Genomic DNA, 11,936 nt, shown 5'->3' with positions numbered 1-11,936 from the left:
CCGGGAGCCAGCTGTGGCGTCCATCAAATACTGGCTCCCGGCGTTCGACCCGTCGGCGGACTTCGTCGTCGCGGCATGGCCGCTGGGCTTTTCGATCGGCGGCTATCAGCCGAAGCCCGGCGAGCCATTCGACAAGACCGCGATCAAGCGCCGCAACGTGCTCGAGGAGCTCTACGCCAAGCGCTGGATCGCGGTTGCCGAGAAACACGTCACCCCGCCACCGCCGGCGCCACGGCCGATCGAGCCGGATGATGACGGTGATGAGATCGACGACGACTGGAAGGACCTGGTCGCTGCCCTGCCCGGCTTGGTGCCGGAGCCGCCGCCCCAGACCACCAGGCGCCGCCGTAACGCGCAGGCCTGCGCCTGATGGATATCGCGGCGATTGCGGCCAGGAACGGTGTTACGATGCACCGCGCACAGCCCTCCCCGCTGCCCGAGCTCGGCCGCGTTGAGGGCTACTGGAGCGACAAGCCGCTCGCCATCGTCGGCACCGGGCCGTCGCTCAAGGGATTCGACTTCTCGCGCTTCAATATCGCCGGAGTCCGCGTGCTGGCGGTGAAGGAGGCGATCTGGGACCTGCCGTTCGCCGAAGAGGTTTTCTGCCTGCATCGGCCCTGGCTGATCGACCGTGAGGCCGAGCTCACCGCGCTGCCGACGCGCAAGGTCTTCGCCGTAGAGCCGGAGATCGGTCGCTGCCCGATCATCCCGCACTCGCTGTACCTGCTGCGCACCCGATACGCCGGCTACAGCGACAAGCCGACCGAGATCCAGTCCGGCGGCAATTCCGGCTTCGGCGCGACGAACTACGCCTACCTGAAGCGCGGCCAGCAGACCGTCCGCCGCTGGAAATGGGCGCTGTTCGGCTTCGACTACACCGACCAGCTCGGCGAGCATTACTGCGCCGATCGCTACACCTGGTACCAGCCGGGGCAGAACGCGCGCTACTGGAAGAGCTGGGGCGACAATTTTAACGACTGCAAGGCGCAGCTCGAGCGTGCCGGCATCGACGTCATGAACGCATCGCCGATCTCGACGGTCTCGGCATTCCCGAAGTGCACAATCGAGGATGGTCTGGCGTGGCTGACGGCTCGGTGAAGCGGCGTCCGGCCTTGCATCGCAGGGAAAGCATCTGGATTGGCTGGGATCCTCGTGAAGCCGCTGCCTTTGCCGTCGCCCGGGAGAGCTGCCGCAGGCACCTGACACGCCAGATCCCCATCCATGGGCTGCTGCTCGACGACCTGATCCGGCAGAAGCTCTACACGCGGCCGTTCGAATACCGCTACCCGGCGGCCGACAAGCCGCAGATGTGGGATCTGGTCAGCGACGCGCCGCAATCGACGCAGCACGCCAACGCCCGCTTCTTCATCGCGATCCTGGCGAAGACCGGATGGGCGCTGTTCACCGACGGCGACGTCCTCTTCCGCGGCAACGCCTGCAGGATTTTCGAGCAGCTCGACAACGACAAGGCGGTCTACTGCGTAAAGCACGACCATACGCCGGCAAAGGCCACCAAAATGGACGGCCAGCTGCAGACCCGCTATGCCCGGAAAAACTGGACCTCCGTGATGGCGGTCAACGTCGACCATCCGTCAAACAAGAAGCTGTTCGATCTCGAATTCCTCAACACGACGCCTGGCCGCGATCTCCACGCCTTCTGCTGGCTGACGGACAAGGAGATCGGCGAGCTCGATCCGGTCTGGAACCATCTTGTCGGCACCTCCGACCCGCAGGTCTCGGCAACCATCGCCCATTTCACCAATGGCGTGCCGGACATGGCCGGCTACGAGAACCAGCGCTACGGCGACGAGTGGCGCGCCGCGCGCGACGCCTGGGTCCGCGGCTGATGGGGTTCGGCGACGAGCTGCTGGGCAGCGGCATGGCGCGCGGCGCTCGCGCGCGCGGCAAGCGCATTGCCTTCGGAGACGGTCGCCGCATCATCTGGTCGACGGAATCGCACCAGATCTACCAAGGCAACGAGAACGTCGCCCCGCCAGCGGACAGTCAATTCCGCGACCTGATCTGGATCCCGCACTACAAGGGCGTCCGGCTATACGGCACGCCGCGTTCCGGCGGCTGGACGTGGAACCTGGATTTCCGCTCGATCCCGGGCGAGATCTTCTTGACCGATCAGGAGAAGGCGCTTGCCGCGGCAAAGATGCCGGCGGGCGCGGTGCTGATTGAGCCGCACGTCAAGGCGATGGCGCCCAACAAGCGCTGGCCATGGGATCGGTTTCAGGAGGTGGCGACCCGTCTTCTCCGCTCCGGTCATCGAGTGGTTCAGTTCTCGTACGGCCAGCAGCTGCTCGCCGGCGTGACGCCGATCGCAAGCCCGAGCTTCCGCGCCAGCCTAGCCATGATGGCGCGCTGCGCGCTCTACATCGGGCCCGAGGGTGGTCTGCACCACGGCGCGGCGGCGGTCGGCACCACCGCAGTCGTGATCTTCGGCGGCTACATTCACCCGATGACGACGGGCTATGCGACGCACGTCAACCTGTTCGGTGCCGACGAGGCCTGCGGCAACACCGGCGCGTGCGAGCACTGCCGGCGCGCGATGGCGCGCATCAGCGCGGACGAGGTTTTTGGCGCAGCTGCGCGCTTATTGACAGGAGGAGTACATGACCACAACCCGCAGGACCTTGCTAGCAGTGATGGGGCTCGCGCCGGTGTCCGCTGTGCAGGCTGAGACATTCAGCGCGCCGGCAACCGATGGGCGGGCGCAGACCGTCCAGGGCGCATACAGCAAGGAGCGCTATGCGTGCGCGTTCGAGCAACTCGCTGCGGAACTCCGTCGCGACGCTGTCGAGCTGGTGAGGATCAACTTCGCGTCCAGGCTGGAGAGCAATTCTCTCGCCGACGTCCACACGATGACGGTTGAGCTGATCTATCTCCCGGAGGCCTGACCATGAAGCAGGTCAAAGGCTTCTGGCTCCCCGACCACGAGGAGCATCTGGTCCCGTTCCTGGAAACCGGTCCAGAGTTCGCGGGCGGACCGACCTACCAGCTGCACAAGCTGATGGCGGCGATGCCTTTCATTCGCAATTTCCGGACCGCGGTAGACGTCGGCGCGCATTGCGGGCTGTGGTCGCGGCCACTCGGTGCCATGTTCTCGCTCGTGAAGGCGTTTGAGCCGATCGCGACGCATCGGGAGTGCTTCCACGCGAACGTGGTGCCGCGCGACTACGGCACCTTCGAGTTCGGCGTCACGCTCTATAGCTGTGCTCTCGGCGACCACGACGGATCGGTGTCGCTCCATACCGGACCTTCGTCGTCAGGCGACACCTACGTCCAGGAAGGCGGCGAGCACAACGCCGTCCTCAAGACGCTCGACTCCTTCGGCTTCGCGGACGTCGACCTGATCAAGCTGGACTGCGAGGGCTACGAGCTCTTCGCCATCAAGGGCGGCGAGAAGACGATCCGCGAGCAGAAGCCCTGCATCATCGTCGAGCAGAAGCCCGGCAAGGGCAAGCAGTTCGGCCTCGGCGACCAGGACGCGGTCGTGCTGCTGCAGTCGTGGGGTGCGGAGGTCGTCAAGGAGATTTCCGGCGACTTCATCTGTCGCTGGCGCTGATCCGTGCTCTGGTGCTGCATCGAGCCGGCGCGGGTCGAGAAGACGACCCCGATCATGGAGGCGCTTGCCGCCGGCTTCCGCGGTCGCCTCTGCGTCGGAGAGCCGCCGGACGACGGTGAGCCGTTCATCGTCTGGGGACAGATTTTCACCGCGCTGACGGCAATCCCGAAGGCGCTGGCCCAAGGCCGGCCGTTCTACCAGCTGGACAACGGCTTCGTTGATCCGGCGCGCGGTGGTCCGACTGGCTACTACCGCATCACCTATCGCTCGCCGTCGCCGGTGTTCTGGCAGGACGCGCCGCCGTCGCGGATCAAGCGTGATCTGCGGCCATGGCGACAGAGCGGAAGCCACATCGTCATCGGCCTGCCTGGCGAGAACTTCGGCCGATCGTTTGGCATCGACTGCCGGCGCTGGATCGAGGAATCGCCGGTGCGCGAGCTCCGGCGGTACACCGTTCGGCCGATCACGACGCGTCTGAAGCGCGCTGAGACACCACTGGCGCAGGACCTCCGCAACGCCTGGGCGCTGGTCACGCATTCGAGCAATGTTGCCGTTGATGCCGTGCTCGCCGGCATCCCGGTGTTCTGCAAGGCCACCTGCCCTGTGGCGCCGGTCGGCAATCTCGACCTTGCCGCGATCGAGCGGCCCGAGATGCCGGACCGCGGGGCCTGGTTCAACAGCCTGATGGCGCAGCAGTTCACGGTGGACGAGATGCGGTCTGGGATGGCGCGGGAGTATCTCAGCGCCGCGATCGCCGGATCGCGCCACGCGACGGTCTCTCAATAAACCAGTACGTGAGGGCCGAAACCACAACGGTCGTTGCGATCAGTGCAACATAGACGGGGGCTGTCCACGTCGCCGACCTTCCTACGACATGCGCAAAAACGATGAACATGGCGAAGTGGACCATGTAAATCGAATATGAGATGTCTCCGAGGTAATGGATTGGCGCGGAGCCAAGCACGCGCGAAGGCTGCGAGCAAGCGTCCGTAGCGGTGAGCACCAAGAACGGGAAGAAGAGGACCACTGTCTGCGGTCTGATGGTGTCAAGATACGAGAGCGTCAGCACGGCGCCAAAGCACAACCAGATGGCGGTCGAATAACGCGAGCAGAGTGAGTGGATTCCATCGCGCTGCCGATAGCTCCAATATGCGATCCACCCGACCGCGAATGCGCTTGCACCTCGCAGTGTCGCGGCCCATTGGCTCCAGGCGTTCGGCTCGCCGTAGGGTAAGCCGTTCGTCAGGCGGCCTTCAAAAAACAGCAGGATCGCGTAAGTAGCTGCCGATAGCGCCACAAGGAGCAGAAACCTCGTGTTTTCCGAAGGCGGCTTCAGGCGCAGCAGGACCGGAAACAGAAGAAGGTAGCATAGCCACTCGATCGATATGGACCATGCGGGTGCGTTCCAATGGACGCCAGATCCTACGATCGGCCAGTCGTTTACCATCAACAGTTGTCGGGCGAAGTCCGCCATGGCGACGCTGGCAGGATAGGTCTCCGGGCTCACTCGATCGGGGATTGTGTACGCAGCTCCGATGGTGAGCAGCGTGACAAGGTACAGCGGATAGATACGAGCGATCCTCGCGATCAGATACGTCGAGAAATGAAAGCTCTTGCCGCTGTAGACGTATGAAAGCGTAAAGCCGCTCAGGCAAAAGAACAGATCGACCGCCGCCGTATACCAGTGGAAGAAATGCTCAAGATGGTAGGGCAGCGGTGGATTGAAGTGACCTAGCACGACGACGGTGGCGGCTACACCGCGTAGCCCGGTTAGCGCCCTCAGCTCAGGCCGCGCAGCGCTGCGTTGAATATCCAACGACCCCTCGCTTTGAAAAGCTCAAATTCTACATCCGACCGCGCCCCTCGACAACTTGAAGGGGCAGCAGCGGTTAACGGCGGCAGGGAAGAGATCGGTTAATGGCTGACTGGTACGTCTCATCCACGGCATATGCGCTGGTTGCCACGTTCCAGACCAGTCATGCTTATGCGCTGAACGATATCGTCCGCCCGACATCGCCTTCCGCCACCAACAAGTACAGCTACAAATGCACGACGGCCGGCACCTCCGGAGGCTCTGAGCCAAGTTGGACGACCACAAAGGGCAACACGACGACGAGCGGAACTGCAACGTTCACGCTAGTGGATGCCGCCGGAACAACGCTGAACTGGACTGCGCCGGTGGGAAACCTGGCGTCCATCACCAACGGGTCGGGCGGCCTGAACATGCAGGCCTCGACTGGCGACCGCATATTCATTTCGAGCGATCACACCGAGACCAATGTGATCAGCACCTATCGGGCCGGGATATCCGGAACGGGCCAGGTCATCGTGTTGTCGGTCAACAAGAATGGGTCCGTGCCACCTGTGCCTGCGGACCTGACCTCTGGCGCATCCATCTCCTGCGCCGGAGGCGGCAGCGATCTCTCCATTGACCCGGCTTGCGACAGCTATTGGTACGGCATCACCTTCACGGCAGCTTCAGGACGCAATATCAAATTTAACAACGGAGGGCATCGGGGCCAGTACTTCAAGAATTGCTCGTTCGTCATGGCTGGATCGTCGGGAAACTTCGCGCCTGATGGTCAGGGGCAAGTAACCCTCGATAACTCGACGATCACGTTCAGCAATTCCAGCCAGTCGATCAATTTTAACGGCACTTGCGATCTTCGATGGATCAACACGCCGTCTGCGTTGGGTGGGAGCACCTTCCCGACGACGCTGTTCAACAACAACAGCTTCAATAATGGCGGCGGCCTCGCGACGTTGCGCGGAGTCGACATCAGCTCCGTCACGGGGACGCTGGTCGCGGCGATCAACGGTCAATACATCCCGAAGATGCTGTTCGATAGCTGCAAGGTTTCAGCCAGCGCAACAAGATTCCCGGCAGCCGGGAGCAACACCGTCGCGACTGCCGACGAAGTCGAATTCGTCAACTGCTACGACGGGTCGAACATCATTTCGGAAAGGTACACTCAGGCGGGGAAGGTCACGACTGACCTGACGACGTACCTAACAGGCGGCGCGGCGGATGATGTCGGCGGCTTCAGTCAAAAGATGGTCTCGAACGCGTTTTCTGACCTCCTGGGCTTTCCGCTGGAGGGCTTCTGGTTCGACGTTGAAAACACCGCCGTTGGATCGTCCAAGACGGCGACCGTCGAGATCGTCTCGTCAGCAAGCCTGAACAACACGGATATCAGGCTTGTGCTTGAATATCAGGGGACGTCCGGATCATCGCTCGCGTCGTTTGCTGATTCACTCGCGACGCCGTTGACTGCATCCGCAGCGCTGACCACGTCGACGGCAACATGGAATAGCCCGCCGAGCACTCCAGTGTATCAGAAGCTTCAGGTCACGTTCACACCTCAAGTGGCGGGGCGCGTGCGTGGCCGGGTGCTTCTGGGTAAGGCTTCCGCCACAGTCTGGGTCAATCCGCAGATTTCGATCGCATGACCACGAAAACGCAAGTCAGTTCCGGATCGCGAGTCGGTCACTCTGCGGTCATCGCAGACGATGCAAGCGGCAAAACGCGAATGATCCCGGCTGTGGCCGCGATGCAGGCGACGTCTAGCATCGCTAAGGTCAAGTTGATCTACATGAGCGGCAATCTGGACGGTATGCGGGGTAATCTCGGGTGATCGCCTACAAGAATGGCCAGACATCTGTTGTCCTGCGCTTCAAGCTGCTCGACAGCTCGAGCACGGTCGGCGCCGGCCTGACCGGGCTCACCAGCGCGTCGACCGGGCTGCGCATTTCTACGATCGCCGACAACGAGTCCGCCGCAACCGCCTACACCGTGGCAGGGTCGACGATCGAGTCGATCACGACACTGGGCACCTACGCTACGCCAACGGCGACAAAATGTCGGTTCAAGGAGGTAGACTCTACCAACCATCCGGGGCTCTATGAATTCCAGTTGGCTGATGCGCGGTTCGCCGTCTCGAACGCGAAGTCGCTGATCGTCAGCGTCTCCGGGGCGACGAACCTGCAGCAGGCTGACTTCGTGGTTCCGCTGGTGGTCGATGACCCGTACACCGCGAAACTGACGGACAAGACCGGCTATTCCCTCTCGCAGAGCTTCCCGGCGAACTTTGCTTCGCTCGCGATCACCGCGGGCGGCGCAGTCACGGCGGGCACCGTCAGCGACAAGACGGGATACTCACTATCGCAGACCTTCCCGACCAATTTCGCCAGCCTGTCGATCGATAGCTCCGGCCGCGTCGACCTCGCCAAGATCGCGGGGACTTCGCAGACGGCCCGCGACATCGGCGCCAGCGTGCTGCTCTCGGCGGGCACCGGCACCGGCCAGCTCGACTTCACGTCAGGCGTGGTCAAGTCCAACCTGGCGCAGATCCTCGGCACGGCGCTGACCGAAACTGCTGGCCAGATTGCTGCCGGCTTCAAGAAGTTCTTCAATATCGCGTCGCCCGCGAGCACGATGGATGCCCTGACGCTGGTGGCCACCGCGACTAACCTGACGAACGCGCCGACCTCGGGTGACTTCACCTCTACGATGAAGACGAGCCTGAATGCCGCTACGCCGGCGGTCACGGTGAGCGACAAGACGGGGTTCACGCTCGCGTCGGATGGTCTCGCGGCAGTCACGGCATGGACCGTTGCGATCACAGGCAACATCACCGGCAATCTGTCCGGATCGGTCGGCAGCGTCACCGGCAACATCGGCGGTTCGGTTGGCTCGATCAGCGGCGTGGCCTTCCCGACAAATTTCGGCGCCCTCGGCATCGGTTCAGGCGGCCACGTCCTGAACGTCGACACGCTGACGACCTACACCGGCAACACGCCACAGACCGGCGATGCATTCGCGCTGATCGGAACTGCCGGCGCGGGGCTGACGGCGATCGGCGATACCCGCCTCGCTCATCTCGACGCGGACGTGTCATCCCGGCTGGCCTCTTCGTCCTATACCGCGCCGCTCTCGGCCGCAGGCACAAGGTCTGCGCTCGGCATGGCATCAGCGAACTTGGACACGCAGCTCGCGACGATCGACAGTGACATCGGTAGCACGACATCGGCGATCTATGCTCGCATCGGCGCGCCCGCCGCCGCCAGCGTCTCGGACGATATCGCAGCCGTAGCATCAAAGACCGGCAACCTGCCGGCCAGCCCGGCGGCGACCGGCGATATTCCGACCGCTGCGGCAATCCGCACGGAAATGGACAGCAACTCGACCAAGCTCGCACACCTCGACGCCGATGTGTCCAGCCGATCGACATATGCTGGAGCAGATACGTCCGGCACAACGACCCTGCTTGCGCGGTTGACGTCGACGCGCGCTGGTCTGCTGGACAATCTGGATGCCGCTGTTTCCTCACGGTCCACCTTCGCCGGTGGCGCCGTCGCTTCGGTCACGGGCAATGTCGCGGGCTCGGTCGGCAGCGTGTCAGGACTGACGGCCAGCGACGTCGGCGCCATTAAGGCTAAGACCGACAGCCTCACCTTTACCGTGTCAGGCAAAGTCGACGCCAACATCACGCACGTCACCGGCGATGCCGTGACCGGTTCCGGCACCACCGGCGATCCGTGGGGTCCAGCCTAAATGGCGTCCGCTTGGGGCCTGTCGTGGGGCGGCAGCTGGGGCAGAGCTTGGGGCACGTCGGGACCGGTCGGCCCCGACGCCGCCAGCGCGATTACGATCGAGGGCGTGATGTCCGGTGTCCACGTGATCGATGGAACGAAATCCTCGGTCATCTCGATCGACGGCACCCTGTCGACGATCATCACCATCGATGGCTTGAAGGGGGCATCATGAGCGGTCCGGCGACTGGCCAGGACATCACCCTTCAAGCTGGCGACACGGCTCAAATCCACATTCCCGTGAAGGACGACGCCGGGAATTACGTCGACCTGTCCGGCATTCAGCGTGCGCGGTGGTGGCTCGGCAAGAGCGCTAAGGCCACCGGCGCAGATGTCTATCTCAAAAAGGACAGCAACAGCACGATGGTCTGCGATGACGGCGTCACGCGCAACCAGGTCGAGTGGGAGGCGTTCGAGACCGACAAATGGCGCCTCGTCGTCCATCTCAAGGGCGCCGACACCGAGACCGGCGTGTCGCCGATTCCCAAGACCGGGGCGAGCTACTATCACGAGGCGGAGATCGTCGATGCCGACGGCAACATCGCCACGGTCAGCACCGGAAGCGCCGAGCTGGTCGCGAGCATCGTGAGGAATCTCTGATGGCAGTCAGCGACGACTTCCGCGACCTCGTCCGCCTCAAGGTAGGCGACACCGACGGATCGCTGTTGTCCGATGATCAGATTGATCTGCTGATCGACGGACAGTCGTCATCGAACCTTGCGGCGGCGCTGTGTGCCGATGCCCTTGCCGCCAAGTTCTCCCGGTCGGTGACATTCGCCGTCGAGGGCCTGCGGATCGAGAACTCTAACAAGGCGCAGGCCTATCTTGCGCTGGCGCAGCGGCTGCGTGCGCAGGCGGCGCTGAGCGACGCCGGCGGCATCGGCGCGCCGTCGGTCGGCGGCATCAGCAAGTCGCAGATGGAGACCGTCGACGGCGACACGGATCGGGAGCCGAACCGCTTCAAGGTCGGCATGTCCGACGCGCCTGGCACGATGCCGGCCCGCGGCGGCAACGATGATGGTGCCTGCTGATGCTTGCCGAGGATCTGCAGGGCGACATCGCCGAACTGCTCGACGATCCCGACTACGGCCGCAAGGTCGTCCTGCGCCGCGAGGTGCCGGGCACCTATGACGAGACCACGGGCGCGACTGCGCCGGCGACACAGCTGTCGAACACCACGCGCGGCCTCCTGCTCGGCTATCGCGACAGCCTGGTCGACGGCACCCTGATCAAGCGCGGCGACCGGAAATGCATCCTTCGCGTGAAGGGTATGACGATGTCACCACAGGAGACAGATCTGCTCGATGTCTTTGACAAGACCGGAAAGGTGATCACCGACACATACACCGTGGTCTCGTTCAAGACCGGCGAGCTCGGAGGAGTGCCATACCTCTACACTCTGCAGGTCCGGAAGTGATCGAGCTCGGCCTCGACGTCAGCGGCTTCGATCCGGAGCGCGACCTGGTCGTGCTCGTGACCGAGTTCCTGCAGGACTTCGGCGGCGAGGTCATCACAACGACCCCCTACAAGACCGGCTTTCTCCGCGACAACTGGTACGCAACCATCGGCGACGGTGGCGGGGGCGCCCCGGGCCGCGGCAATCCGATCGGCCGGGTCACCGCGGTGGTCGCCAGCTATCAGCTCGGCGATACCATCACCTATTCGAACGGCGCCAACTACGCCGGCTTCGTCGAGTTCGGCACCTCGCACATGGCGCCGCGCGCCTGGTGCCGCGCCGCGATCGACCGGGCCCCGGACATCCTGGAGGCCGCCGCAGCAAGGGTCCAGCAATGAGCCGGTCTTCCGAAATCCGCGGCCTGCTGCAGGTCCGCGCCAAGACCGCGATCGGCTTCCCTGCGGCAGTGAAGTACGAAGGCAAGACGTTCGAGGCGCCGCCGACCAATCCATGGGCGCGCATGACGCTGACCAACACGCGGCGCGGCCCATTCAGTCTTTCCGATTCCGCGATCAACGGCGGGCTACTGCTGGTCGACCTGTTCTATCCCGTAAACAAGGGGACGAAGGCGATCGAGGATGCCGCGGACGCTCTTATCGATGTCTTCCCGATCGGCGACCGGATCGCCGGCGCAACGCTCAGCCTGTGGATCCAGCAGGCCTACCACTCCGGCGTCATCGAGACGCCGACCGATTTGCAGGTTCCTGTGACCGTCTCGTGGAGATGCATCACGGACTGACCTGAAGGCCAGGAGGTGTGCGGCGGCTGGCCACCGTCGCAACAGCAGGCGGAGCCCCGCCAACCGAAACCTTCGAAACCTTCAGGAGATCACACATGGCCGCAGGTGAAGTCGGCGCAGGCCTAGGCTGTACGATTGCCATCGGCACCACCGCCTCGAACCAGCTTACGGACACCTACATCAACATCGGCGAGGTCGTGACGATCCCGCCGATCGGTCTCGCCTACGACTCGATCACGTTTGCCTCGCTCGCCGACGGCTTCGAACGCTTCTTCAAGTCGATCGGCAAGGGCGGCAATCCGCAGATCGGCGTCGGCCGCAAGGCCTCCGATGCCGGTCAGGCGGCCTGCATCACCGCGCTGAGCAATCCGCTGGACATCAATTTCCGGCTGCAGCTCAACGATTCCTCGCAGACCACCGGCTCGCACCCGACCACGATCTACTTCAAGGCCAAGGTCATGAGCTACCAGACCGGCCCGTTCACGACCTCAGCGGCTGTGATGGCGGTGATCCAGCTCGGCATCAACGCGGCAACCTTCATCGACCAGGCCGCGACGTAAGGCCCTCCGGATGCGGGA

The 11,936-nt window shown here is 63.6% G+C and carries 17 protein-coding genes; 16 read left to right on the top strand and 1 reads right to left on the bottom strand.

Annotation, left to right across the window (positions count from 1 at the left end; genetic code table 11):
- The first annotated feature begins 13 nt into the window (after positions 1–13).
- The 7 genes from XH93_RS17845 to XH93_RS17815 are packed head-to-tail and all read left to right on the top strand — an operon-like array spanning position 14 to position 4,357.
- On the top strand, positions 14–370 hold the full coding sequence (locus XH93_RS17845) for a hypothetical protein (RefSeq protein ID WP_194474535.1): 357 nt from the start codon (positions 14–16) through the stop codon (positions 368–370).
- Positions 371–408: 38 nt separating this feature from the next.
- Positions 409–1,098 carry a hypothetical protein gene (locus tag XH93_RS17840; RefSeq protein ID WP_194474534.1) on the top strand — a complete coding sequence of 230 codons (690 nt, stop codon included), beginning with the start codon at positions 409–411 and terminating at the stop codon, positions 1,096–1,098.
- Complete coding sequence (locus XH93_RS17835; RefSeq protein WP_194474533.1) at positions 1,080–1,847, top strand: hypothetical protein; 768 nt, start codon at positions 1,080–1,082, stop codon at positions 1,845–1,847. The genes XH93_RS17840 and XH93_RS17835 overlap by 19 nt, the downstream gene beginning before the upstream one ends.
- The gene (locus XH93_RS17830; RefSeq protein WP_194474532.1) at positions 1,847–2,686 is read left to right on the top strand and encodes a glycosyltransferase family 9 protein; all 840 of its coding nucleotides are present in this window, start codon (positions 1,847–1,849) and stop codon (positions 2,684–2,686) included. Before XH93_RS17835 ends, XH93_RS17830 begins: the two co-directional genes overlap by 1 nt.
- The gene (locus XH93_RS17825; RefSeq protein ID WP_194474531.1) at positions 2,619–2,903 is read left to right on the top strand and encodes a hypothetical protein; all 285 of its coding nucleotides are present in this window, start codon (positions 2,619–2,621) and stop codon (positions 2,901–2,903) included. Before XH93_RS17830 ends, XH93_RS17825 begins: the two co-directional genes overlap by 68 nt.
- A gap of 2 nt (positions 2,904–2,905) precedes the next feature.
- A complete protein-coding gene (locus tag XH93_RS17820) occupies positions 2,906–3,571 on the top strand; it encodes an FkbM family methyltransferase (RefSeq protein WP_194474530.1) in 666 nt (221 codons plus the stop codon).
- A gap of 3 nt (positions 3,572–3,574) precedes the next feature.
- Positions 3,575–4,357 carry a hypothetical protein gene (locus XH93_RS17815; protein WP_194474529.1) on the top strand — a complete coding sequence of 261 codons (783 nt, stop codon included), beginning with the start codon at positions 3,575–3,577 and terminating at the stop codon, positions 4,355–4,357.
- Here the strand turns inward: XH93_RS17815 and XH93_RS17810 are convergent.
- On the bottom strand, positions 4,311–5,387 hold the full coding sequence (locus XH93_RS17810) for an acyltransferase (protein WP_194474528.1): 1,077 nt from the start codon (positions 5,385–5,387) through the stop codon (positions 4,311–4,313). The two genes, XH93_RS17815 and XH93_RS17810, sit on opposite strands and share 47 nt — an antisense overlap.
- Before the next feature lie 101 nt (positions 5,388–5,488).
- On the opposite strand from XH93_RS17810, the gene XH93_RS17805 reads away from it, so the two are divergent.
- The 9 genes from XH93_RS17805 to XH93_RS17765 all read left to right on the top strand — a co-directional run bounded on the left by XH93_RS17805 (position 5,489) and on the right by XH93_RS17765 (position 11,918).
- Positions 5,489–7,021: a hypothetical protein gene (locus XH93_RS17805; protein ID WP_194474527.1), complete on the top strand. Its 1,533-nt coding sequence runs from the start codon at positions 5,489–5,491 to the stop codon at positions 7,019–7,021.
- 181 nt (positions 7,022–7,202) lie between these two features.
- A complete protein-coding gene (locus XH93_RS17800) occupies positions 7,203–9,125 on the top strand; it encodes a hypothetical protein (protein WP_194474526.1) in 1,923 nt (640 codons plus the stop codon).
- Positions 9,126–9,338, top strand: a complete 213-nt coding sequence (locus tag XH93_RS17795) for a hypothetical protein (protein WP_194474525.1) — start codon at positions 9,126–9,128, stop codon at positions 9,336–9,338.
- Positions 9,335–9,763, top strand: coding sequence for a hypothetical protein (locus XH93_RS17790; RefSeq protein WP_194474524.1), 429 nt, complete (start codon positions 9,335–9,337; stop codon positions 9,761–9,763). Before XH93_RS17795 ends, XH93_RS17790 begins: the two co-directional genes overlap by 4 nt.
- Positions 9,763–10,194, top strand: coding sequence for a hypothetical protein (locus tag XH93_RS17785; RefSeq protein ID WP_194474523.1), 432 nt, complete (start codon positions 9,763–9,765; stop codon positions 10,192–10,194). The genes XH93_RS17790 and XH93_RS17785 overlap by 1 nt, the downstream gene beginning before the upstream one ends.
- Complete coding sequence (locus XH93_RS17780; protein ID WP_194474522.1) at positions 10,194–10,580, top strand: hypothetical protein; 387 nt, start codon at positions 10,194–10,196, stop codon at positions 10,578–10,580. The genes XH93_RS17785 and XH93_RS17780 overlap by 1 nt, the downstream gene beginning before the upstream one ends.
- Entirely contained in the window at positions 10,577–10,957 is a 381-nt protein-coding gene (locus XH93_RS17775) for an HK97 gp10 family phage protein (RefSeq protein ID WP_194474521.1), read from the top strand. The genes XH93_RS17780 and XH93_RS17775 overlap by 4 nt, the downstream gene beginning before the upstream one ends.
- Positions 10,954–11,358, top strand: coding sequence for a phage tail terminator-like protein (locus XH93_RS17770; RefSeq protein WP_194474520.1), 405 nt, complete (start codon positions 10,954–10,956; stop codon positions 11,356–11,358). Before XH93_RS17775 ends, XH93_RS17770 begins: the two co-directional genes overlap by 4 nt.
- A gap of 95 nt (positions 11,359–11,453) precedes the next feature.
- On the top strand, positions 11,454–11,918 hold the full coding sequence (locus XH93_RS17765; RefSeq protein WP_194474519.1) for a hypothetical protein: 465 nt from the start codon (positions 11,454–11,456) through the stop codon (positions 11,916–11,918).
- The last annotated feature ends 18 nt before the right edge of the window (positions 11,919–11,936 follow it).

It is taken from the genome of Bradyrhizobium sp. CCBAU 51753, from assembly GCF_015291565.1.
Classification (GTDB): Bacteria; Pseudomonadota; Alphaproteobacteria; order Rhizobiales; family Xanthobacteraceae; genus Bradyrhizobium; species Bradyrhizobium ivorense.
The sequence above is the reverse complement of the archived record's forward strand: the minus strand, read 5'-3'. Positions and strand labels throughout refer to the sequence as shown.